This window comes from Amycolatopsis speibonae (genome assembly GCF_042647925.1).
GTDB lineage: Bacteria > Actinomycetota > Actinomycetes > Mycobacteriales > Pseudonocardiaceae > Amycolatopsis > Amycolatopsis speibonae.
The window spans coordinates 66,878-90,069 of sequence record NZ_JBHRWK010000027.1 but is presented as its reverse complement, the minus strand read 5'-3'; the positions used below and the strand labels follow the sequence as shown (position 1 = coordinate 90,069).

21 protein-coding genes are annotated in these 23,192 nt (G+C 69.5%); 15 read left to right on the top strand and 6 right to left on the bottom strand.

Features of this window, described 5'->3' with window-relative positions:
- Window positions 1–12 precede the first annotated feature (12 nt).
- Window positions 13–1,020, bottom strand: a complete 1,008-nt coding sequence (locus ACFOSH_RS20590; protein ID WP_378240618.1) for a stage II sporulation protein M — start codon at window positions 1,018–1,020, stop codon at window positions 13–15.
- Between the two features lie 61 nt (window positions 1,021–1,081).
- Here ACFOSH_RS20590 and ACFOSH_RS20585 point away from each other — a divergent pair, with 61 nt between their 5' ends.
- A complete protein-coding gene (locus ACFOSH_RS20585; RefSeq protein WP_378240616.1) occupies window positions 1,082–2,014 on the top strand; it encodes an RDD family protein in 933 nt (310 codons plus the stop codon).
- An 87-nt stretch (window positions 2,015–2,101) separates the two neighbouring features.
- On the opposite strand, the gene ACFOSH_RS20580 is transcribed toward ACFOSH_RS20585, so the two are convergent.
- Window positions 2,102–3,412: a neutral zinc metallopeptidase gene (locus ACFOSH_RS20580; protein WP_378240615.1), complete on the bottom strand. Its 1,311-nt coding sequence runs from the start codon at window positions 3,410–3,412 to the stop codon at window positions 2,102–2,104.
- A gap of 271 nt (window positions 3,413–3,683) precedes the next feature.
- On the opposite strand from ACFOSH_RS20580, the gene ACFOSH_RS20575 reads away from it, so the two are divergent.
- The 12 genes from ACFOSH_RS20575 (at window position 3,684) to ACFOSH_RS20520 (ending at window position 18,562) form a co-directional block, all read left to right on the top strand.
- Complete coding sequence (locus ACFOSH_RS20575) at window positions 3,684–5,453, top strand: DUF2207 family protein (RefSeq protein WP_378240681.1); 1,770 nt, start codon at window positions 3,684–3,686, stop codon at window positions 5,451–5,453.
- 1 nt (window position 5,454) lies between these two features.
- Complete coding sequence (locus tag ACFOSH_RS20570; RefSeq protein ID WP_378240614.1) at window positions 5,455–7,062, top strand: DUF2207 family protein; 1,608 nt, start codon at window positions 5,455–5,457, stop codon at window positions 7,060–7,062.
- 21 nt (window positions 7,063–7,083) lie between these two features.
- Window positions 7,084–8,394: a M16 family metallopeptidase gene (locus ACFOSH_RS20565; RefSeq protein WP_378240612.1), complete on the top strand. Its 1,311-nt coding sequence runs from the start codon at window positions 7,084–7,086 to the stop codon at window positions 8,392–8,394.
- The gene (locus ACFOSH_RS20560; RefSeq protein ID WP_378240611.1) at window positions 8,391–9,767 is read left to right on the top strand and encodes a M16 family metallopeptidase; all 1,377 of its coding nucleotides are present in this window, start codon (window positions 8,391–8,393) and stop codon (window positions 9,765–9,767) included. Before ACFOSH_RS20565 ends, ACFOSH_RS20560 begins: the two co-directional genes overlap by 4 nt.
- Window positions 9,767–10,780: an NAD(+) diphosphatase gene (gene nudC, locus ACFOSH_RS20555; RefSeq protein WP_378240610.1), complete on the top strand. Its 1,014-nt coding sequence runs from the start codon at window positions 9,767–9,769 to the stop codon at window positions 10,778–10,780. Before ACFOSH_RS20560 ends, nudC begins: the two co-directional genes overlap by 1 nt.
- A 446-nt stretch (window positions 10,781–11,226) precedes the next feature.
- The gene (locus ACFOSH_RS20550; protein WP_378240609.1) at window positions 11,227–11,475 is read left to right on the top strand and encodes a hypothetical protein; all 249 of its coding nucleotides are present in this window, start codon (window positions 11,227–11,229) and stop codon (window positions 11,473–11,475) included.
- Between the two features lie 234 nt (window positions 11,476–11,709).
- Window positions 11,710–12,960 (top strand): ROK family transcriptional regulator, encoded by a 1,251-nt coding sequence (locus tag ACFOSH_RS20545; RefSeq protein ID WP_378240680.1) that lies wholly within the window; start codon window positions 11,710–11,712, stop codon window positions 12,958–12,960.
- 10 nt (window positions 12,961–12,970) lie between these two features.
- Window positions 12,971–14,353, top strand: coding sequence for an extracellular solute-binding protein (locus ACFOSH_RS20540; RefSeq protein WP_378240608.1), 1,383 nt, complete (start codon window positions 12,971–12,973; stop codon window positions 14,351–14,353).
- A gap of 4 nt (window positions 14,354–14,357) precedes the next feature.
- The gene (locus ACFOSH_RS20535; protein WP_378240607.1) at window positions 14,358–15,347 is read left to right on the top strand and encodes a carbohydrate ABC transporter permease; all 990 of its coding nucleotides are present in this window, start codon (window positions 14,358–14,360) and stop codon (window positions 15,345–15,347) included.
- Between the two features lie 70 nt (window positions 15,348–15,417).
- On the top strand, window positions 15,418–16,311 hold the full coding sequence (locus ACFOSH_RS20530; RefSeq protein ID WP_378240606.1) for a carbohydrate ABC transporter permease: 894 nt from the start codon (window positions 15,418–15,420) through the stop codon (window positions 16,309–16,311).
- Window positions 16,308–17,573, top strand: coding sequence for a 6-phospho-beta-glucosidase (locus ACFOSH_RS20525; RefSeq protein ID WP_378240605.1), 1,266 nt, complete (start codon window positions 16,308–16,310; stop codon window positions 17,571–17,573). Before ACFOSH_RS20530 ends, ACFOSH_RS20525 begins: the two co-directional genes overlap by 4 nt.
- Window positions 17,558–18,562, top strand: a complete 1,005-nt coding sequence (locus ACFOSH_RS20520) for an N-acetylglucosamine kinase (protein WP_378240604.1) — start codon at window positions 17,558–17,560, stop codon at window positions 18,560–18,562. Before ACFOSH_RS20525 ends, ACFOSH_RS20520 begins: the two co-directional genes overlap by 16 nt.
- Window positions 18,563–18,625: 63 nt before the next feature.
- On the opposite strand, the gene ACFOSH_RS20515 is transcribed toward ACFOSH_RS20520, so the two are convergent.
- The 4 genes from ACFOSH_RS20515 to ACFOSH_RS20500 all read right to left on the bottom strand — a co-directional run bounded on the left by ACFOSH_RS20515 (window position 18,626) and on the right by ACFOSH_RS20500 (window position 21,389).
- Entirely contained in the window at window positions 18,626–19,135 is a 510-nt protein-coding gene (locus ACFOSH_RS20515; protein ID WP_378240603.1) for an SRPBCC family protein, read from the bottom strand.
- Window positions 19,132–19,467 carry an ArsR/SmtB family transcription factor gene (locus tag ACFOSH_RS20510; protein ID WP_378240601.1) on the bottom strand — a complete coding sequence of 112 codons (336 nt, stop codon included), beginning with the start codon at window positions 19,465–19,467 and terminating at the stop codon, window positions 19,132–19,134. Before ACFOSH_RS20510 ends, ACFOSH_RS20515 begins: the two co-directional genes overlap by 4 nt.
- Window positions 19,468–19,530: 63 nt before the next feature.
- The gene (locus ACFOSH_RS20505; RefSeq protein ID WP_378240600.1) at window positions 19,531–20,898 is read right to left on the bottom strand and encodes a GntT/GntP/DsdX family permease; all 1,368 of its coding nucleotides are present in this window, start codon (window positions 20,896–20,898) and stop codon (window positions 19,531–19,533) included.
- A complete protein-coding gene (locus ACFOSH_RS20500) occupies window positions 20,898–21,389 on the bottom strand; it encodes a gluconokinase (RefSeq protein WP_378240599.1) in 492 nt (163 codons plus the stop codon). The genes ACFOSH_RS20505 and ACFOSH_RS20500 overlap by 1 nt, the downstream gene beginning before the upstream one ends.
- 126 nt (window positions 21,390–21,515) lie before the next feature.
- Between ACFOSH_RS20500 and ACFOSH_RS20495 the strand changes: the two genes are divergently transcribed.
- A complete protein-coding gene (locus ACFOSH_RS20495; RefSeq protein ID WP_378240679.1) occupies window positions 21,516–22,187 on the top strand; it encodes a FadR/GntR family transcriptional regulator in 672 nt (223 codons plus the stop codon).
- A gap of 38 nt (window positions 22,188–22,225) precedes the next feature.
- Entirely contained in the window at window positions 22,226–23,182 is a 957-nt protein-coding gene (locus ACFOSH_RS20490; RefSeq protein WP_378240598.1) for a CobD/CbiB family cobalamin biosynthesis protein, read from the top strand.
- Window positions 23,183–23,192 lie beyond the last annotated feature (10 nt).

Here is a 23,192-nt window from a genome sequence, read left to right as displayed (position 1 = left end):
GAGCTAACCAGGTCAGCCCGCTTCAGGTCGAGAATCTCCAGCGTATCGCCAGTCGACATCACCCACTTCGCCCGCTTTCGCGGCACGGCGCCCGACAATGAACACATAGAGTAAAAACGCGACCTCGGCGATTACTCCGATTCCGATCCTCGCCCAGGTCGGCAGGCCCGACGGCGTCACGAAACCCTCGATCACGCCGGAGATCAGCAGGACCACGGTCAGCCCCAGCGCCATCACCACGACCGAGCGCCCCTGCTCGCCGAGCGCCGCCGTCCGGGAGCGGCGTCCCGGGTCGATGACCGTCCAGCCGAGCTTCAGCCCCGTTCCGGCCGCGACGAACACCGCGGTCAGCTCCAGCAGGCCGTGCGGCAGGATCAGGCCGAAGAACACGTCGAGCCGCCCGGCCGAGGACATCAGCGCCGCGCCGATCGCGAGGTTCAGCGAGTTCGCCCAGAGCGCGTAGATCACCGGGAGCCCCAGCACCACGCCGAGGAAGAGACAGGTCGCGGCCACCCAGGCGTTGTTGGTCCAGACACGCGCGGCGAAGGAGCCGGCGGGATCGGACGAGTAGTACGTCTCGTATTTCCCGCCCGGCGCCGTCAGGTCCTTGAACTCCTCGGGCGAGGCCAGCGACGCGAGCACCTGCGGGTCACCGGCGATCCACACCGCCGCGATCGCCATCACCGCGATCGACGCCGCCGCCGACGCCAGCCACCAGCGCCTGCTCAGGTACAGCGCCGCGGGGAACCGGTGGGTGAAGAACAGCCCGACCTCACGCCAGGCGGGACTGTGCGAACCGGTGACCGCCGAGCGGGCCTTCGCGACCAGACCGGACAGCTGCGCGACGAGCACGGGATCGGGCGCGACCGAGCGGATGATCGAAAGATGCGTCGCGACGCGCTGGTACAGCGTCACCAGCTCGTCGGCGTCCGGGCCGCTGAGTTTCCCGGCGCGGCCGACGAGGTCACGCAGCCGGTTCCATTCGGCCTGGTGCGCGGCGACGAACACGTCCACGTCCAACTCGGAGCCCTCCCGGCGATCGTCCTTGGTCGCCCAGCCTATTCGTCACTACGCTTGCCGGGTGGAACAAGAGTCCGAACTCGTCACCGGCGAGGCCGTCGTCCTGGACGTGCGCGCGGCGAAGCTGGCCAGCCGCGGGCTCGCCATGATGCTCGACGTCGCCATCCAGCTGCTCGCGCTGCTCGTCGCGGTGCTGGTGCTGAGCCAGGTCGCCGCGTTCGGCGACGAGGCGCTGGCGCTGACCCTGTTCCTGGTGACCCTCGTGCTGATCATGGTCGGCTACCCGGTGATCTTCGAGACACTGAGCCGCGGCCGCACCCTCGGGAAGATGGCGCTCGGCCTGCGGGTGGTCCGCACCGACGGCGGCCCGGTCCGGTTCCGGCACGCGCTGGTCCGCGGGCTCGCCGGGTTCTTCATCGACTTCTGGGCGCTGGGCCTGCTCGGCGTCGTGGCTGTGGTCACGTCGCTGCTGTCGCCCAACGGCCGCCGCGTCGGCGACTACCTCGCCGGCACCCTGGTGATCCGGGAACGCATGCCCGCTTCCCGGACGCCGTACGTCGGGATGCCGCCGCAGCTGGCGTACTGGGCTTCGCAGCTGGACCTGACCCGGCTGCCGAACGACCTCGCGCTGGCCTGTCGTCAGTACTTGAGCCGCACGAGTGAGCTTCGCCCCGAAGCGGCCGAAGCCCTCGGGTACGGGCTCGCGCAGCAGGTCGCCGGGGCGATCGGGGCACCGGTGCCGCCTGGTGTGCCGTCGTGGGCGTATCTGTCGGCGGTGCTGGCGGAGCGGCGGCAGCGGGATCAGGCGAAGTTGCAGCCTCAGTCCGCGCCGCCTGTGCCTGTCGCGCAGTACGCGCCTCCTGCGCAGTCCGGGTCACAAGGGCAGTACGCGCAGCAGTATCCGCACGTGACCGCTCCTGCACCGATCACGCAGCCGGTCGCCCAGCCTGAGGCTTCGCCGGAACCGGAAAACCCCTTCGCGCCGCCGGGCTGACCTGCACCCGTTCCGTGAAGGCCTCCTTCCCTACTCTCAAGGTAGGGAAGGAGGCCTTCACGGACTTGCAGCCAGAGCGACCCAGCGTCAGGAGACGTTGGACGAGCTCGCCGCCCACGTGTTGCACTCGAACATCCGGTTCTTCTGCGCGCCGTGCTGCCACCACGACACAGCGTGCGCGTCGGAGCCGTGGTCGCGCGGGCCGCCGTTGTGGTCGCCGCGGTCCTGCGAGCCCCAGGCGTCCCGGTACATCGCCTGGTCGACCGAGCCGCCGCGGCCCACCGTCGAGCCGAGGAACGTCCCGGACAGACACTGCGCCGAAAGCTCGTTGCGCCGTGACATCTCCAGGCCCGCCGCCGAGTCGGTGCCCGCGTCGTACCGGGCGTCCCAGTAGGCCTCCGAGATCCCGGAAAGCGCCTGGATGTGGTGCGCGTACTCGTGGGCGAAGACGGCCAGGTAGACCCCGGGCCGGTTGCCGTACTGGTCGGGCTGAAGGCCTTCGTACGGCATGTACAGCGTCTCGTTCTGCGAGCAGTAGAACGCCGCCACCGTGCCGCCGCTGGCGTCACCGCACGGGCTCGACCAGTTCTTGCCGGACGGGTACTTCACGGTCGGGACCCGGAACGGCAGTTTCGTGTAGTTCATGACCTGCTGCCAGACACTGTCCAAACAGGGCCGCGCGCTTTCGAAGAACGCCGACGACGCGCTCGGGTTGGTCGCCCAGCGCGAGAGGTTGCACGCCTGGTTCGGCAGGCCGACCTTGTTGTCCATCCACAGCGGGTTGTCCGCCAGCTTGTGCTGCGGCTGCGGGCCGGACGGTGCCCGGCTCGCCGACGTCTCGCGGGTCGAGCCTGCCGACGTTTCGCGCGACGCGGTCGAATCGCGTGAACGGGTGCTCGTCGCGGAGGTGTCGCCGGACGTGGTGGTCGTCGTGGAGTCCGAAGAGGACGATGTCGTCGGGAACGTCGAGTAGCTCGAGTACCCGGCGTCCGCGACGTGTTTCGAGCCGCCGTTCGCGATGGTGATCACCATGAGCAAACCGCCCAGCACGGCCATCACGGCCACGATCGCGACCGCGGCGATGACACCGCCGTTCGACTTCTTCGCGCGATATCCCCCATAGGGAGCGAAAGCGGGCGGCGCGAACCGCGGGCCGTAAGGAAGCTGCGGCGGCCCGACGGCACCGGGCCGGAACGGGACCGGCGCGCCGATCCGCGGCGGCGGCAACGGAGCCGCGCCCGGCGGGGGCAACGGCATCCCGCCGCTCGGCGGACCCGGCCGGTACGGCGGCGGGATCGGCGTCGGCTGCGAGATCGGCGGGCGGCCGGGGCCCGGCGGTGGCTGGTGACCCGGCTGCCCAGGACGGCCGATCGGTCCCGGCCGGTTCGGCGGCGGCACCGGCGGCCTGCCCTGCGGACCGCCACGCGGCGGCAGCGGGCGCGCCCCCGGAGGCGGGAGTGGACGGCCACCCTGCGGCGGCCGAGGTGGTCCAGGTGGTCCCGGCGGCCCCGGAGGTGGCGGAGTCGGCCGGCGCCGCGGGTCAGGCGGGCCGGGCGGCTGGTGGTTCATCGAGTGGATCCCCCATGCGGTTCGGCAACGCCGTTCGCCCAGGTAGCGGATTCGGCGTTTCGGCGGTCAGCATAGATCGGCTGCCCTAGAGTGTGTGGCTGTGTTGACAAAATGGGGGACGGCGGTCGTGGCCGTCGCGGCGAGCTCGGCCTTGATGGCGCCGCCGTCGGAGACGAACGTTCCGGAGGCGCCCGAGGCGGGCCCTTCGCTGACGAACGCGCCGCAGCTGCCGAAGCCGCCGCCACTCGGCGCGCGCGGCCAGCTAGGGCTGCTCCAGCCGCCGAGCGGTTCGGCCGCGAACGTCGCGGTGAAGGTGGAACGCGACGGTTCGGTGTCGATCACCGAGCAGGTGACCGTCCCGGGTGGACAGCACCTGGTGCGCCGGATCCCGTTGAAGGTTCCCGCCGGTGAAGAACAGGACCGCGTCTACGGGGTCCGTGACGTCTCGGTCGAGGGCGCGGGCAAGGCCGAGTCGAACGGCGAGCAGCTGGTCGCCACGTTCGACGGCGGCGCGTCCACCCTCAAGTACAAAGTGGACGGCGCGGTCGCGGACGTCAACGGCGCGCAGCAGGTGCGCTGGCAGGTCGCGAGCGGCTGGGACGGCGAGCTGACCCGGGTTTCGGCCTCGTTCAGCGCGCCGACGCGCGAAATGCCCACAGTGGACTGTTTCGCCGGGCCGCTCGGTTCGGACAGGCAGTGTTCGCTCGCGGAGACCGACCACAGCGGCGTCGTCCGCATCGAGCAGGACAAGCTCGCGGCCGGTGAGCGGGTCGACCTCGCCGTCGGACTCCCGGCGGGCACAGTGCCCGCGAACGCGCGGTTCGAGCAGATCGCCTCGGTCGGCGGCGCGTTCGCCCTCACCACTCTCGCCGGCATCGGGTTCGGGGTGCTGGCACTGTTCCTGATCCTCGGCGCGCTCGCCATCGCGCTGCTGCGCCGTCGCGACAAGGGCGCGCTCACAGCGGGTGCCGGACCCGTCGACGTCCTCATGCGCGATGGCGACCGGGTCTCCTTCGCCTCGCCCGACGGCGTCCTGCCCGGCCAGGTCGGCACGGTCGTCGACGAGACGGTCGACGTCGTGGACGTCAGCGGCACGGTGGTCGACCTCGCGGTCCGCAACTACCTGTGGATCGCCGAGGTCCGGGGCGCCGGCACGGTCGACTGGCAGATCGCCCGCCGTAACGCGCCGGACGAGCACCTCGTCGCCTTCGAACGCGAGATCTACACCGCGATCCTCCCCGAGGGCACCGATTCCGTGCTGCTTTCGGAACTCCGCGGCCGCGGCACCGTCGATCTCCGCGTCGCCGGCGAGGCGATGTACGCGGACGTGGTCCGCAAGGGCTGGTTCTCCCGCCGCCCGGACAAGGGCAAGAGCAAGCTCACGTGGGCGGGCGTCGGCCTGGTCGTGCTCGGCCTCGTGGGCACCGCGGTCCTGACTTTCACCGCCGGGCACGCGCTGCTCGGCGTCGCTGTCGCGCTCGCCGGGGTCGCCGTACTGCTGGGTGCGTCGTGGGTGCCGCCGAAGACCTCGCGCGGCAGGCGCCTGGTCGGCCAGGTGCGCGGGCTGCTCGAATACCTGCACACCGTCAAGGTCGACGCCATCCCGTTGGCGGACCGGGAAATGGTGTTCTCCCGGTCGCTGCCGTACGCCATCGTGCTCGGCGACACCGAACACTGGCTGCGGACCTTCGAGGGGCTCGACCCGTCGGCGGACGGTTCGGCCGGGCTGTACTGGTTCGGCGGTCTCGAAGGCGATCGGGATCTGCGCCGGTTCGCCGCGCACCTGCCGTCCTTCCTGTCCGCTTTGGACGGTCTGCTCGCCGAATCCGGGCACCTGCGCTCGATCCGCCCGGAACCGGTGCCCGCCTGACGTGAAGATCTGGGTAGTGGTCGGTCTTCTGCTGGTCTTGATTGCGGCACCGGCGCGGGCGCAGGGAGAACCGCAGCTGCCCTCGCTGCCGAACAGCGCGGAGATCTCGCTCAAGGTGGAACGCGACGGCGCCCTCTCGGTCGTCGAGGCGGTGTCCGTGCCGAGCGAGGCGACGATGACCCGCCGGATCCCGCTCCGCACGGCGGCCCCGCGCGACCGCGACCGGATCATCGGCGTCCGTGACGTCGTCATCGAGGGTGCGGGCAGCTCCGAGCTGACCGACGACGAGTTCACCGTCAAGCTCAAGGGCGGCACCTCGATCGTCCGGTACACAGTGGACGGTGTGGTCACCGAAGCCGACGGCCTGACGCGGGTCGGCTGGCAGCTCGCGGGCGGCTGGGACAGCCGTCTCGAACTCGTGCGGGCGAGCTTCGCCGCACCGTCGATCCCGAACGCGGTCACCTGCTACGCCGGTCCCGAGGGCTCTCGCGCGCACTGCGGGACGGCCCAGATCGCGCATTCCGGGCTGACCCGGTTCAGCCAGCAGAACCTCGCGGCCGGGCAGCGGATGGAGATCTCGGTCGAGCTGCCCGGCGGCACGGTCCCGGCGAACGCGCGGCTGGAGCCGTCGAAGACCCTCGGTGGCGCGTTCGTGCTCACCACCCCCGTCGGCTGGGCTTGGGGCGGCTTCGCGCTCGCGCTGATCGCGGCCGCCGTGGTGCTGGCTCTGCTGCGAAAGCGGGACGAGCACCCTGGCGACGCGCTCCCGGTTCGGCTGCTCACCGGGAAGGACGAAAAGGCCGCGTTCGCCTCACCCGACGGCGTGCTGCCTGGACAGGCCGGGACCGTCCTCTCGGGTCGCGCCGACTCCGTCGATCTCGCCGCGACGGTCGTCGATCTCGCGGTCCGGAACTACCTGTGGGTGAGCGAGGAGCCCGGCGAACTGACCGGCTGGCGGCTCGTCCGCCGCAACCCGCCGGACGAGCAGCTGACCGCCTTCGAACGCGCGGTGTTCGACGTCCTGCTGCCGGACGAGCGGGAGTCGGTGCTGCTGTCGGAGATCCAGGCCGAGCGGATCGGGATCGACGCGGTGCGGGACGCGCTGGACGACAGCGTGGTCGAACGCCGCTGGTACTCGCGGCTGCCCGGCAAGCTCACCCGCGTCGGCTCGCGGATCTGCTTCTACGGTTTGTTCCTCACCGTCTTGCTCGCGTCGACGGTCGGCTTTGCCCAGCTCGGGCTGATCGTCATCGCCGCCGGTGCCGTACTCGCCGTCGCCGCCCGGTGGCTGCCGGTGCGCACCGGTGCCGGGGTGACGCTGCACCGGCGGCTGCTCGGCGTCCGTGACGCGCTGCTGGCGACCAAGGCCTCGGCCGTCCCGAAGCTCGAACGCGAGGTGCTCCTTTCGCGGGCGCTGCCCTACGCGCTCGCTCTCGGCGAACAAGAACAGTGGCTCGCCGGATTCGCCGCGCTCAAGGGCAGGCCCAAGATCTACTGGTACGGCAAGGAAACCGCCGAAGAGGTGGAGTTCACGCGGGTGAGCGACTTCACCGCCGCACTAGTGGGAACCTTCGCCGCGACCCGCCAGGGCCGTCGCCTGGAGGCCTGACTAGCCCGTAGGGTGGTGCGCATGGCCGATCCCGAGCTTGTCCGATTCACCCTCGACAACGGTCTGCGCGTGGTGCTCGCGCCCGACGCGACCGCTCCGGTGGTGGGTGTCAGCGTCCACTACGACGTGGGCTTCCGTTCCGAGCCCGAAGGGCGCACCGGTTTCGCGCACCTCTTCGAGCATTTGATGTTCCAGGGGAGCGAGAGCCTGGAGAAGCTCGCGCACTTCCGGTACGTCCAGTCGAGTGGCGGTAGCTTCAACGGGTCCACTCATCCGGACTACACGGACTACTTCGAGGTCCTCCCCGCCGCGGCTCTCGAGCGCGCCCTGTTCCTCGAAGCGGACAGGATGCGGGCGCCGAAGCTGACGCAGGAGAACCTGGCCAACCAGATCGACGTGGTCAAGGAGGAGATCCGCCTCAACGTGCTGAACCGGCCGTACGGCGGATTCCCGTGGATCACCCTCCCGCCGGTGCTGTACTCCACGTTCCCCAACGCGCACAACGGATACGGCGGTTTCGAGGACCTCGAACAGGCCACCCTCGACGACTGCGCGGCCTTCTTCGACACCTACTACGCGCCCGCGAACGCGGTGCTGACCGTCGCCGGTGACTTCACCGTCGAGGAAGCCCGCGAGCTGATCGAGAAGCACTTCGGCGACGTGCCGCACCGGCCCGCGCCCGAGCGTCCCTCGTTCGCCGAGCCCGCCCCCGAGGGCGAGCTGCGCGGCGAGCAGATCGACCCGCACGCCCCGCTGCCCGCGATCGGCGTCGGCTACCGCATGCCGGATCCGATCAACGACCTCGACGGCTACCTGGCGAACCTCGTGCTCGCCGGCGTGCTGACCGACGGCGACGGCTCCCGGCTGCAGCAGCGCATGGTCCACCGCGAGCCGCTGGTCGTCGACATCGGCGCGGGAGCCGGACTGTTCGGCCCGTTCGAGGCGCGCGACCCGGACACGTTCACCATCACCGCGATCCACCCGCCGGACGTGAGCACCGACCAGGTCCTCGCCGCGCTGGACGAGGAACTGGAGAAGCTGGCGGCCACGCCGCCGGAGGACCAGGAACTCAAGAAGGTCACCGCGCGCTGGGCCGCGAGCCTGCACTCCGAGCACGACAAGCTGGTGTCCCGCACGCTGGCTCTCGGCTCGTTCGAGCTGCTGTACGGCGACGCGTCGCTGGTGTACCGGCTCGCCGAGAAGATGTCGTCGGTCACCGGGGAAGCCGTTTCGGCGGCGGCGAAGGCGCTGCGGCCGGACTCGCGCGCCGTGCTCGTCGTCCGCCCCGGCAGCGGCAGTGTCGAATCCGAGCAGGAAGGTACCGAGCAGTGAGCGCACCGCACCGCACCGCCGAGGAGATCGGCCGCACGGCCGCCGGGCCGCGTCCGGTCCCGCCGCTGGGGACGCAACGCGCCGCCGCCGAGCTGTCCCATGTGGACACCACGCTGAGCAACGGGCTGCGCGTGCTCGCCGTCCGCAAGGCCACCGTGCCGCTGGTCGAGCTGCGGATGTGGATCCCGTTCGCCGGTGACGACAAGCTGCACCCGGCGAAAGCCGAAGTGCTGGCCGAGACCCTGCTGACCGGAACCGCCCGCCGCGACCGCATCGAGATCGACGCGGATCTGGCCCTGATCGGTGGTGACCTGGGGTCCGGCGTCGACCCGGAGCGGCTGTCCATCTCCGGTACCTCGCTCGCCGACGGTCTGCCGACGATGCTCGACGTCCTCGCCGACGCGCTCACCGGCGCGTCCTACGCGGACGCCGAGGTGGAGCGGGAACGCGAGCGGCTCATCGAGCGGATCGCCGTCTCCCGGACGCAGCCGCGGACGATCGCCCGCGAGGCACTCCAGAAGCACCGCTACGGCGACCACCCCGCCGTCCGCGAGGTGCCGCAGCCCGAAGACGTGGCGATCGTGACGCCGGAGCAGGTGCGCGCGCTGCACCAGGCTTCGGTGCTGCCGCGGGGATCCGTGCTGGTGCTCGTCGGCGACATCGACCCGCAGACCGTCATCGGCGACCTGGAGAAGGCGCTCGGTGGCTGGGCTTCGGACCGCTCCGCCGTCCGGCTGCCCGCGCTGCCCGACCTCACCGGCGGCAACATCCTGCTGGTGCCGCGGGCCGGTGCCGTGCAGTCGCAGATCCGGCTGTCCGCGCAGACCGTGTCGCGCACGGACCCGCGGTACGCCGCGCTGCAGCTGGCGAACCTCGCGTACGGCGGGTACTTCTCGTCGCGGCTCGTCGAGAACATCCGTGAGGACAAGGGGTACACCTACAGCGCGCACTCAGGGTTCGAGTTCACCGACCAGACCGCCGTGGTGAACGTCGACGCGGACACCGCGACCGACGCGACCGCGGCCGCGCTGCTGGAGACGCGCTACGAACTGGCCAGGCTCGGTCTCGTGCCGCCGACCGCCGACGAGGTCGAGTCGGTGCGGCAGTACGCGATCGGTTCGCTGGTCACGGCCGCGTCGTCGCAGGGTGGCCTCGCCGCGCAGCTGGCCGCGCTCGCCGCGACCGGCCTGGGCGCCGAATGGCTGGCCGAGCACCCGGCACGGCTTGCCGCTGTCACCGCCGAGGACGTGGCGAACGCCGCGCTGGAGTTCTTCGCGCCCAAGCGGTTCACCGGGGTTGTCGTCGGCGACGCCGACGTCCTCGCGCCGAAGCTGAAGGCGCTGGGCGACGTGACCGTCGGGGAGCCCGCCTGATGGAGGTGCCGTTCGGGTTGGGGGCGCTCCCGACGCTTTCGCGCTCCATGGCGGACCGTCAGGAATCCTTGCGCACCAACCCGGACAGGCTCGCCACGCGCTGGCCCGACGCCCGGGTCGTGCTGCTCGACGAGCACGCGCGCACCCCGGTGGTGGAGGGTTCCGGCACGCTCGCGACCCGCAAGACGCAGGACTTCGGTACCGAGCCGCCCGCCGACGCGGTCTTCCTCGGAGAGTGGCGGGGCACCGACTACTGGTCGCTGCCCGGCCGCCCAGCCGGGGAGACCGAGACCGTCGAAATGGCGGGCAGCTGGGGTGTCGTCGAAGCGGTCCCGCGGCACGAAGGCGAGATCTGGGTCGACCTGCGCGGCTACGGTGACCTGCTCGACGACGCGTCGGCAGGGCTGTTCACCACCGCGCAGGCGCTGCGGAACTGGCGGCTGCAGGCGACGTTCTGCACGCGCTGCGGGAGCCCGACCGAGCTGGTCCAGCTGGGCTGGGCGAGCAAGTGCACCGGCTGCGGCCGGGAGGAGTACCCGCGCACCGACCCGGCGGTGATCTGCCTCGTGCACGACGACGCCGGCGTCAACGGCGAGCACGTCCTGCTGGCACGGCAGCCGATCTGGCCGCCGGACCGGTACTCGATCCTCGCCGGTTTCGTCGAGGCGGGGGAGTCGCTCGAAGGCTGTGTCGAGCGGGAGATCCGCGAAGAGGTCGGCGTCGACGTGCGCGAGGTGCGCTACCTCGGCAGCCAGCCGTGGCCGTTCCCGCGGTCGATCATGCTCGGCTTCACCGCGCGGGCCGACATCTCCGCCACGCTCGTGCCCGCGGAGGGCGAGATCGAAGAGGCGTTCTGGGTTTCGCGCGCGGAGGTGCGGGCCGCTTTCGCGAACAGCCAGCTGCGGAACGCGGGCGCGGTGCCGACCCCGATCGCCGGTGGCACCCGGCAGCTGGTGCTGCCGGGGAACTCGTCCATCGCGCGCGTGATGCTGGCGGCCTGGGCCGGCGTTTAGTCCGAAGAGCTGAAGGGCGCTTTCCCCGCATCGCATGGGGGAAAGCGCCCTCCGGCGCCGGGTCGCGGGTCCGGTCCGTGAAGGCCTCCTTGCCTACCGTGAAGGTAGTGAAGGAGGCCTTCGCTACCTTCGCGATCGCCACCTTCGCCACAGGCGTACCAGCAGCCACGCGCTTCAGGTAGGTGCGGGTGGGGGCGCCGCGTTCCGGTGGGCAAACGGTGTTGCGAAAGCCACTTTCGCAACCTTCAACGTTGCGAAAGTGGCTTTCGCAACACCTCTTCGGGCCATACGGTGACTGCCGCCGGTTCGCGGGCCGAATGGGCGAATCGACCGGCAAGTGTCAAGCCCTCGGCGAAGGTTGGTGATTTGCCCGCGAAGCGGCGAAGCGTCCGATATTCTCCGGTCGTCCGATTTCAGGACTTTCGCATCGAAAAACTGGGGAAAACATGAAGAACACCTTGCGGCGGTTCGCCGTCGCCGGAGCCGCTGCGGCGGCCTTCGTCTCGATCAGCGCGGCGAACGCGGGAGCGGCACAGGCCTCGGACTACGAGTACTTCGCTTCGTACCCGAACCAAGAGGACTGCGGGATCACCGGCCACCACGGCCGCATCGCCGGGGACTGGGACGGGTGGATGTGCTACCCCTCTCCCACGATCCCCTGGGTGTACGACCTGTACGTGCAGCCCAACTTCTGATCCATCGACGCGTAGCCGAAGGGCCGCTCAGGGACTCCTGAGCGGCCCTTCGCCGTCTGATGCACCCTCCGCATCGGTACGCATACCCGCTGTGCGGAACACTCCAAGCGTTACCTCCCTGTTTCCCAGCGCCGTTGACGGCTGTGGTTCGGCTCACTACAGTCCCCGGAAACCGTCTGTAAAGTTTCCTAACGAAGTCGGGAGCGAGTCCAAGTGCGAGCCGGCAGTCCGCGAATGCTGCGCGAGATCAACGATCGTGCGGCCATCGAGGTCCTCCTCAGGGACGGCCCGCTGACGCGCTCCGAGCTCGAGGTCGCGATCGGCCTGTCGAAGCCCGCGACGGCGCAGCTGCTCACCCGCCTCGAACAGGACGACGTCGTCACCAAGGCGGGCGTCCGTGGCGGGGGGCGCGGTCCGCGGGCGCAGCTCTGGGAGGTCAACGGCGGCGTCGCCTACGTCGCGGCCGTGGATCTGACGCCGCACCTGGCCGACTTCGTCGTCTCCGACGTCACCGGCGCGGTGCTCGCCGAGTACCAGGTCCCGCTGCCGGTCCATGAGGGCGCGGACGTCGTCGGCACTTTCGGCGCGGCCCTCACCCACGTCGCGAGCGAAGCCGGGCTCGCCGCCACCGATCTCCGCCACGTCGTCATCGGTGCGCAGGGCGCCTTCGACCCGCGCACCGGCCTGCTCTCCTCGGCGCCGCACATCCCCGGCTGGCTCGGCTTCGACGTGCCGCGCAGGCTCAGCCTCGAACTCGGCGTCGAGGTCACCATCGAGAACGACGTCAACCTCGTCGCGATCGTCGAAATGACCGTCGGCCAGGCCGTCGGGCTCGGCGACTTCGTGATGATCTGGCTCAGCGACGGCGTCGGTGGCGCGGTGGTGGTCGGCCGCAGGCTGTTGCGCGGCGCGACCGGCGGCGGCGGCGAGATCGACTGGATGCGTGTCCCGGACCCGGCTTCGGTCGCCAGTCAAAGAGCAAAGCCGCGTGAGGGAGACCGTTTCGGCGACCTCGTCGCGTCGCCCGCCGTCGTCGGGCTGGCCGCCGCGCACGGCATCGAGGCCGAGACCGGCGCGGACGCCGTCGCCAAGGCCCGCGAAACCGGGAACGGCCCCTTCCTCGACGACCTCGCCCGCCGCGTCGCGGGCGGAGCGGCCAACCTGATCGCGGTCGTCGACCCCGAACTCGTGCTTCTTTCCGGTGACACCAGCCGGGCCGGTGGCGACGAATTCGCCGCCCTGGTCGCGAAAAGGCTGCATGAGCTGGTCCTGCCCCGTACCCCGGTCGGGGTCGCGTCGGTGCAGGGCAACGCGGTGCGCGAGGGAGCGCTTCAGTCCGCCCTCGCCACCGTCCGCAGAGACGTCTTCGGCGTCAACACCCCTTCGCTCCTCGGGCCCGGGCGGTCCGGGGCGGGAGAGCCCCATCCGATCGTGGCGATCCCGGATTCACGAACAGAACCACCGTCTCCCGCCCCAACCAACTAGGAGGAGGGTCATGAGTTCCACGACCCAGGTTCGGAGAAGTGGCCGCCGTTGGCGCGGCTCGATAGTGCTCGGCGCGGTCACCGTCGCCGCGCTGGTGTCCGCTTGTTCGGGCGCCGCAAGCGGCCCGAAGGATGGGGCGGGTGACGCGGCGGCGGCCCCCGCCGCGGACGCGAAGCTCACGCTGACCGTCTACAGCAAGTTCACCGACCGCGAGTACAACGTGGTCACCGCCGGGCTGAACAAGCTCAAGGCGAAGTTCCCGAACATCGAGATCAAGCACGAAGGCCAGCAGGACGACGACAAGATCACCCAGTCCATCCGCGGTGGCAACCCGCCGGACGTGGCGATCTCGTTCTTCACCGACAACCTCGGCGCCTGGTGTTCCACGGGCAGCTTCCAGGATCTCAAGCCCTACATCGAGCGCGACAAGATCGACCTGAACCAGATCCCCGACGCCGTCCGCAGCTACACCGAATACCAGGGCAAGCGGTGCGCGATGCCGCTGCTCGCCGACGTCTACGGCTTCTACTACAACAAGGACATGTTCGCGGCGAAGGGCATCACCTCGCCGCCGAAGACGACCTCGGAACTGTTCGAGGCCACCAAGAAGCTGACCGAGTTCAACCCGGACGGCTCGATCAAGGTCGCCGGCTTCCTGCCGTCGATGCCGTTCTACGCCAACTACGCGCAGTACTGGGCCCCGAACTTCGGCGCCACCTACCTCGGCCCGGACGGGCAGTCGCACCTGGCCGACAGCCCCGAGTGGAAGGCGATGTTCGACTTCCAGAAGCAGCTCGTCGACTTCTACGGCGGCCACGCCAAGGTCGAGCAGTTCAAGGCCGGTCTCGGCGAGGAGTACTCGGCGGACCACGGTTTCCAGCGCGGCAAGCTCGCGATGATGATCGACGGCGAGTACCGCACCGCGTTCATCAAGGACCAGGCGCCGGAACTGAAGTTCGCCACCGCGGCCCCGCCGGTGCTCGACAGCAAGCCGGACCGCTACGGCGGCGCGTTCACCACGGGCACGATCATCGCGATCCCCAAGGGTGCCAAGAACCCCGGTGCCGCTTGGGAACTGATCAAGCAGGTCACCCTCGACACCGACACCTTGGTCGGCCTGTCGAACGGGCTCAAGAACGTGCCGAGCACCAAGGCCGCGCTGACCGATCCGAAGCTCGAGGTCACGCCGGAGTTCAAGACGTTCCTCGATCTGTACAACGGCGGGAAGCTGCTGCCGAACCCCTCGACCCCGATCGGCGACGCGCACCTCAAGGCCGTCAACGACTTCGCGGAGAAGTGGCAGGCGGGCAACATCCCCGACATGGTCGCGGGTCTCAAGCAGGTCGACGCTCAGGTCAATGACGAGCTGGCCCAGAAACGCGCCGGCGGCTGATCGCATGACATCGACCCTGGATTCCAGGGCGGTCGCTTCCCCTTCCGCGTCCACCCGGACGCGGAAGGGGAACGCAGCGCGCCGCCGTCGCACCGTCTTCTACTTCATCGCGCCGGCGATGCTCGGGTTCCTGATCTTCTTCGGCTACCCGCTGATCGCCACGCTGTACTACTCGTTCACCCGCTACGACCTGATCAACGCGCCGGAGTTCGTCGGCTTCGACAACTACATCCGGATGTTCACCAGCGAGCCGCTGGTCGGCACCGCCGCGTACAACACGCTGTGGCTGGTGATCGTCCTGACGTTCTGCCGCGTGGTGTTCGCCCTCGGCACGGCGTCGATCATCTCCCGGCTCAAGTCGGGCGTCGGCCTGGTCCGGACGCTCTGCTACCTGCCTTCGCTGGCCCCGCCCGCCGCGGCGACGCTGGCGTTCGTGTTCCTGTTCAACCCGGAATACGGCCCGGTCAACGCGTTCCTGCGGTCGGTCGGCATCGACGGCGGGCTGTGGTTCAACGATCCGGCGATGTCGAAGCCCGCGCTGACCCTGCTGGTGATGTGGGGTTCGGGTGAGCTGATGATCATCATCCTGGCGGCGCTGCTCGACGTGCCGCAGGAACAGTACGAAGCCGCTGAGCTCGACGGCGCGGGCCCGGTCCGCCGGTTCTGGCACGTCACCCTCCCGTCGATCTCGCCGGTGCTGCTGTTCGGTGTCGTCAACTCGATGATCTTCGCGTTGCAGTTCTTCACGCAGGCGATCGTCGCGGGTTCGGCGGCCGCGGGTGCGGCGGACGTCGCGGGCAACACGAGATTCATCGGCGCACCACAGAACTCGACGCTGACCTATCCGGTCTGGCTGTACGTCCAGGGTTTCCGGTACTTCAACATGGGTTACGCGGCGGCGATGGCGGTCCTGCTGTTCATCGTCTCGGCCGGGTTCACCTGGATTCTCGTGCGGCAGCTTCGCAAGTCCCAGCATCAGGAGGAGGGGGCATGATCATATCCTCGCGACAGCCTGTTCATGGCCCCGACCGGGTGCGGGTGTCCCGCATGAGCGGAGCGGGCGGATGACCACACTGGCCGAGCCCCGGCACGCCGCCCCGGCGTCCGAACCGCCGAAGGCGCGGATGCGGCGCCAATGGGACAAGAAGCTGTACTGGATCGCGACGCACAGCCTGGGTATCGCGATGGGCGTGATCTTCGTGCTGCCCATCCTGTTCGTGTTCCTCACCGCGGTGATGTCCAGCGACCAGGCGCTTTCGTCCAATTTCTGGCCGAAGGAATGGCACTTCGAGAATTTCATCGAGGTGTTCGAAAAGGCGCCGCTGTTGCAGTACTTCGGCAACAGCATGCTGTATTCGACGCTGGCCACGTTCGGGGCGCTCGTTTCGGCGATCCCGGCGGCGTACGCGCTTTCGAAGCTGAAGTTCCGCGGGCAGAACCTGTTCTTCATGCTGACCGTGGCCGCGATGATGCTGCCGCCACAGGTCACCGTCGTGCCGCTGTACGACCTGTGGGTGCGGCTCGGGTTCACCGGGACGCTGATCCCGCTGATCGTGCCGTACTTCTTCTTCGACGCGTTCTCGATCTTCCTGCTGCGGCAGTTCTTCCTGACCATTCCGAAGGACTACCTCGAAGCGGCGAAGATCGACGGTTGCAACGAGTTCCAGGCGATGATCAAGGTGCTGATCCCGATGGCGAAGCCGGGGATCGCGGCCACCGCGATGTTCTGCTTCCTGTTCACCTGGAACGATTATTTCGGTCCGCTGCTCTACACCGGTGAGACCCGCGACAGCTGGCCGCTTTCGCTGGCGATCGCGTCGTTCCGCGGGATGCACCACGTGGAATGGAATCTCACCATGGCGGCCACCGCACTGATCATGCTGCCGGTGATCGTGCTGTTCGTGTTCGCGCAGAAGTCCTTCGTCAAGGGCGTCACATTCACAGGGGTCAAGGGATGAAACTGGCAGTCGTCGGTGGCGGTTCCACTTACACACCCGAGCTGATCGACGGGATCGCCGGGCGGCGGTCCACTTTGGACGTCGACGAGATCGTGCTGATCGATCCGGACGCCTACCGGGTGGAGGCGGTCGGGGACTTCAGCAACCGGTTGCTGAACCACGCCGGGCATCCGGCGCGGGTCCGCACCACCGCCAACCTCGAAGAGGGTGTCGAGGGCGCGGCGGCGGTGCTGATCCAGCTGCGGGTCGGCGGGCAGCGCGCGCGGCGCGGGGACGAGACGTTCCCGCACGCCTGCGGCTGTGTCGGCCAGGAGACCACGGGCGCGGGCGGCCTCGCGAAGGCGCTGCGCACCGTGCCGGTGGTGCTCGACATCGCCGACAGGGTCCGGAAAGCCGCCGGGGACGACACCTGGATCGTCAACTTCACCAACCCGGTCGGCATCGTCACCCGCGCGCTGCTGAACGAGGGCCACCGCGCCGTCGGGCTGTGCAACGTCGCGATCCACCTCCAGCGCACGTTCGCGCATCTGCTCGGGGCCGGTATCGACGACGTCAAACTCGTCCACACCGGACTGAACCACCTGAGCTGGGAGCGGGAGGTGCTCGTCAACGGCGAGGACCGGCTGCCGGAACTCCTGGCGGAGCACGCGGAATTCCTCGGCGAGCACGTCACCGCGCCGGTGGAGTGGATGCGGCGGATGAACGTCGTGCCGTCGTACTACCTGAAGTACTACTACGGGCACGACGAGCAGGTCACCAAGCAGCGCACCGAGCGGCCGCGCGCGGACGTCGTCAGCGACGTCGAGGAGGAACTGCTCAAGGTGTACCTCGACCCGGAGGTGGTGACCAAACCGGAGCAGCTGGAAAAGCGGGGCGGTGCCTACTATTCCGAGGCCGCGGTGCAGCTCGTGCACGCGCTCACCTCGGGCGGGCCCGCGGAGGAGCACGTCGTCAACGTCCGCAACGAAGGCACTTTCGACTTCCTGCCGGACGACGCCGTCATCGAGGTTCCGTCCCTTGTGGACGGTAACGGTCCCCGTCCGATCCCGCAGGCGCCGGTCGAGCAGCGGTTCGCCGGGCTCATCGCCGGGGTGACCGCGTACGAGCACCTCGCGCTGGAGGCGGCGATCAAGGGCGGCCGGGACCGGGTGGCCGACGCGCTGCTCGCGCATCCGCTGGTCGGGCAGTACACCAAGGCCGATCAGCTCGCCGACACCCTCGTGCAGGTCAACCGTGAGTTCCTGCCGTGGGCGGGGGCATGACGGCCGGCTCACCAGACGTCGTCGTCGCGATCGACGGCGGCAACAGCAAGACCGACGTCCTGATCGTCTCCCGGGACGGACGGGTGCTCGGGCAGTCGCGGGGGCCGGGCGCGTCGCCGCAGAACATCGGGGTCGAGGCCAGCGTCCGCCTGCTGGAAGAGCTGGTCCTGGAAGCCCTTCGCGGGGCAGGGCTTCCCGACGAACGGCCGTTCGCGGCACATACGTCGGCCTACCTCGCGGGACTGGATTTCCCGCAGGAGGAAGCGATCCTGCACGCGGCGCTGGCCGCCCGCGGCTGGAGTGACTCGCTGATCGTCGGCAACGACACGCTCGCGCTGCTGCGCGCGGGCAGTTCCGACGGGACGGGGGTGGCGGTGGTGTGCGGCGCCGGGATCAACGGTGCCGGCGTCAGCGCCGACGGTCGTGAGCAGCGGTTTCCGGCGCTGGGCAAGATCTCCGGCGACTGGGGCGGCGGCTACCGGCTGGGCGAGGAGGCGCTGTGGTGGGCCGTCCGCGCGGAGGACGGCAGGGGTCCCGGCACGGCCCTGCAGGCGGCCGTCGCCGCGCACTTCAAGGCGTCTTCGGTGCTGGAAGTGGTGCAGCGACTGCATTTCGAGGAGTTGCACACCGATGCCATCCACGGCCTGTGCCCGCTGCTGTTCGCTGTCGCGGCGGGCGGTGACGAGGTGGCGCAGGACGTGGTCGTCCGGTTCGTCGAGGAGGTCGCCGTGCTGGTCGCGGTCATCCTGCGGCGGCTCGAACTGACCGGGGAAGCGCCCGAAGTCATCCTCGGCGGGGGAGTGCTGACCGGGGTCGGCGCGCCGGTGATCGCGGAGATCGAGCGGCGGTGCCTGAAGGTGGCTCCGCGCGCTTCGGTGCAAGTCGTCGACGTCGCTCCTGTGGTCGGCGCGGCTCTGTTCGCCCTGGACACCATCGGCGCCCCCGACGCCGCGAAGTCCTCCCTGAAGGCCGCGACCAAACGGGTCTGAAGGTCCGTGAAGGCCTCCTTCCCTACCTTGAGCGTAGGGAAGGAGGCCTTCACGGACATCGGCTCAGGAAGCGGCGGGGACGAGCGGCTCGTCCGTCTCCAGCAGCGACTTGAAGTCCGACAGGATCCACGCCCAGCCGCCACCGGCGTTCTCGCCCGGCCCGGCGTTGATGTTCTCCTGCGAGCCGTTGACCAGCGCGGCCGTCGTGGGCGCGTCGGTGACGTCGTGGGTGACGGTCAGCCGGGTGCCCGCGGACTTCGTCTCTTCGATCTCGTAGGTGAGCTTGGTGTACGGCTCCTTGTCGAAGGCCGGGTCCATCCGCAGTTTCCAGGTGACGACCAGCTTGCGTGGCGGATCGACCTCCAGCACCTCGCCGTCCACCAGGTCGTTGGTGAAGCCGGCTTCGACGTATTCCGGCGTCGGGTGGGTGGCGTGCTTGCCGCCCGGCCGCAGGTCGAAGTCGACGAGGCCGGTGTAGCCGTACTTCCGCGACCACTCGGGCTTCGTGATCGCGTCCCAGATCTTCTCCGGGGTGGCCTTGATGTAGACGCGGTAGACCTGGGTGTCGGTCATGACGGCTCCTCGTGTTCGGGGGTTTCGAGTTCGGCTTTGAGGTCGAGCAACGCGGTCACGTTGCGCTCGGTGAACTTGTCGATCCACCGGTCGTGGATCTGCCGGATCGGTACCGGGTTGAGGAAATGCTTCTTCTCCCGGCCCTCCTTGCGCGTGACGACAAGTCCGGCTTCTTCCAGCAGTTTCAAGTGCTTCATCACGCCGAACCGGCTCATGTCCACTTCGGACTCGAGTTCGGTCAGCGTGCGGCCGTCACGCGCGAACAGCTGGTCGAGCAGGAACCGGCGGGTCGGATCCGCCAGGGCCTTGAAAACCAGGTCGTCGTCGGGCACGAAGGAAGAATAGGTGACCAAAAGGTCACATGTCAACCGGTGACTTCACACGCTCGGAGAGCGCTACAGGAGGGCGCCCAGCGGCAGGATCAGCGCGATCGCGGTCACGGAGATGATCGTCTCCATGACCGACCAGCTCTTCAGCGTCTGTCCGACCGAAAGCCCGAAATACTCCTTGACCAGCCAGAACCCGGCGTCGTTGACGTGCGAGAAGAACAGCGAACCGGCGCCGATCGCCAGCACGAGCAGCGCACTGTGCGACGGGTCCATGGTCGCCGCGAGCGGTGCCACGATGCCCGCGGCGGACACGGTCGCGACGGTCGCGGAGCCGGTGGCGAGCCGGATCGCGACCGCGACCAGCCAGCCGAGCAGCAGCGGCGACAGGTTCGCGCCGGTGGCCAGGCTCGTGATGACATTGCCGACCCCGGCGTCGACGAGGGTCTGCTTGAATCCGCCGCCCGCGCCGACGATGAGCAGGATGCCGGCGATCGGCGGCAGCGAATCGGCCACGGTGGACGAAAGCTTGTCCCGCGTGAAGCCCGCGGACTTGCCGAGGGTGAGCATGCCGAGCAGGACCGCGGCGAGCAGCGCCACCAGTGGGTCACCGATGAAGTCCAGCACGCGGCGGAGGTGGTTCTCCTTCTCCAGCAGGATGTCCGCGAGCGCCTTGCCCATCATCAGCACGACCGGCAGCAGCACCGTGGACAGCGTCGCGAGGAAGCCGGGACGGCGGCCTTCTGCGGACGAGGACTCGGGGACGAGCCGTTCCGGCGCGACGGCGTCCGGGACCATCTTCGCGGCCAGCCTGCCGAACAGCGGTCCGGCGATGATCACCGTCGGGATCGCGACGAGCAGGCCGAAGGCCAGGGTGAGGCCGATGTTCGCGTTCAGCGCGCCCGCGGCGGCGAGCGGGCCGGGGTGCGGCGGGACGAGGCCGTGCAGCACCGAAAGCCCGGCGAGCGCGGGGATTCCCAGCAACAGCAACGGTTTCCCAGTGCGCTTGGCGACCAGCAGGATCACCGGGATCAGCATGACCAGGCCGATCTCGAAGAACATCGGCAGCCCGATCAGCGCGGCGACCAGCGCCATTGCCCACGGCAGGGTGCGCTTGCCCGCGCGGCGCAGGATGGTGTCGACGATCTGGTCCGCGCCGCCGGAATCGGCGAGCAGTTTGCCGAGCATCGCGCCGAGCGCGATCAGCACGCCGACCGAGGCGACGGTGGAGCCGACACCGGAACTGAAGCTCTTGATCAGCTTGTCCACCGGCATGCCCCCGACCAGTCCGAGCACGCCGGAGCCGAGGATGAGGGCCAGGAACGGATGCTGCTTCGCCTTGGTGATCAGGACGACGATCACGGCGATGGCGAGCACCGTCGCGCCGATGAGGCGGGTGTCGTGTCCGGTCCAGGCGGCGGCGAGAGTGGTGGTCATCAGCGGTCCTTGAAGGCGGAAAGGGTGGTTTCGACGATCTCGTCCGGTGTCTTGGAGATATCGGCGATGAGGCCGAATTCGTCCGGTCGCAACGGTTCCAGGTCGGCGAGCTGGGAGTCCAAAAGGGACACCGGCATGAAGTGCCCGGAGCGCGTCTTCATCCGGCTCGCGAGCAGTTCGCGGTCGCCGTGCAGGTGCAGGAACCAGACGTCGCCGCCGCCGCGCAGGACGTCGCGGTACCGGTACTTGAGCGCGGAGGAGGTGACGACGCCGCCCGAGTCCTGGTGTTCGGCGATCCAGCCGGCGATGGCTTCGAGCCACGGCTGGCGGTCTTCGTCGTTCAGCGGGTGGCCGGAGCTCATCTTGTCGATGTTGGCCTGCGGATGGAACGTGTCCGCTTCGGCGTAGTCCACGCCAAGGCGCTCGGCGAGTGCCGTGCCCACGGTCGTCTTGCCCGAGCCGGAAACGCCCATCACCACGATGACGGTCATCCGTACCTCCCACGTCGCTGTAGCCCGACGAGTACAGCTCAAAAGTACTACTTAAGCAACATCAAGTACTACTTAATCGAGTCAGAACGTTAAGGTCGCCTGGTGGGCAACGACAGGCACGCCGAAATGCTCGACGCGCTCGGCTCCGCGATCGCGAACGGGGAGATCCCGCCGGGTGCGGTGCTGCGCTCCGACGAGCTTCAGGAGCGGTTCGGCGCGTCGCGCACGGTGGCGCGCGAGGTCGTGCGCGTACTGGAGACGATGTGCCTGACCAGCAGCAAACGCCGCGTCGGGATGACCGTGCGCGAGCCGCGCGACTGGAACCATTACGACCCGAGACTGCTCCGCTGGCAACTCGACGGATCCGAGCGGAAGACCGCGCTGCGCACGCTGACCGAGTTGCGGTCCGGCGTCGAACCGTGCGCGGCCCGGTTCGCGGCGTTGCGGGCGACGCCGGAAGAAGGCGGGCGTCTCCGGGCTGTGGCGAAGCGACTGGAGGAGACGGCGCACCGGCGGGACCTCGTGACCTTCCTGGAGCACGACGTCGCTTTCCACGAGCTGCTGCTGACCGCGTCGCGGAATCCGATGTTCGCGCAGCTTTCGGCGGTCGTCGCCGAGGTGCTCGCCGGGCGCACCGGGCACGGGCTGATGCCGGAGGAACCCCAGCCCGAGGCCGTCGCGCTGCACGTCGAGGTCGCGGCCGCCGTCGACGCCGGTGACGCTGACCGGGCCGAACGCGCGATGCGGGACATCGTCATCCAGGCGCGTGACGAGATGGCCGTCCTTCTGGACGGATGATCTTCGAGTAATCTCTGCAGGTCTTCGAGGGATACTGCATGCAGGGGGCGACGGTGAGCGCGGCGCGCGCGATCGGCTTGGTGTTGGGGGTGGCCGCGGACGGGGCGATCGGGGATCCCCGATCGCGGCGTCCGGTGACGGCGTTCGCCAGGGCGGCTTCGACGATGGACGCGAAGGTCCGCTCGAAGCATCCGGCGGCCGGGGTGCTGTGGACCGGTGGCCTCGCGGGCTCCGCCGTGCTGGCGGGTGTACTCGCCGAACGCGCCGGACGGCGCAGCCTCGTTTTGCAGGCGACCACGACCGCGGTGGCCACCTGGGCCGTCCTCGGCGCCGCCGGACTGGCCGCGCACGGCACGTCGCTGGCGCGGGATCTCGAAGAAGGCGAGCTCGAGACCGCACGTGGCACACTGTCCACACTGGACCCCCGCGTCGCCGACGGACTCGGCGTCATCGGCCTTTCGCGCGCTTCGGTGGAGACGCTCGCCGAGAACACCGCGGACGTCGTCATCGCGCCCCTGGTGTGGGGAGCGCTGGCCGGGGTCCCCGGCCTGCTCGGCTCGCGCGTGATCAGCCTGCTGCGCGGCCTCGGCCGGGGCCGCCCCGAGCGGTACCGCTGGTTCGTCGCCAGGGTGGACGAAATCGTCCATCTCGTGCCCACGCGGGTCGCGGCCGGGCTGACCGTGCTCGCGGCACCGGTCGTCGGCGGTTCGGCGGGCGGCGCGTGGCGGGCGTGGCGCCGGGACACGGCCGCGCACCCGAGCCCGAACGCGGGCCGCGTCGAGGCGGCTTTCGCCGGGGCGCTGGAGATCCGGGTCGGCGGGCGGACGGTGTATCCGCACGGGGTCGAGGAACTGCCGGTGCTCGGCATCGGCCGCAACCCGGACGCCGGGCACGTGACGCGGGCCGTGGAGCTTTCGCGGGTGGTCGGGTGGCTGGGCGCGATCAGCTCGGTGGTGCTGGCGGGTCTCGTCGGCTTTTGGCGACGACGGCGCTGACCTGCTTTTG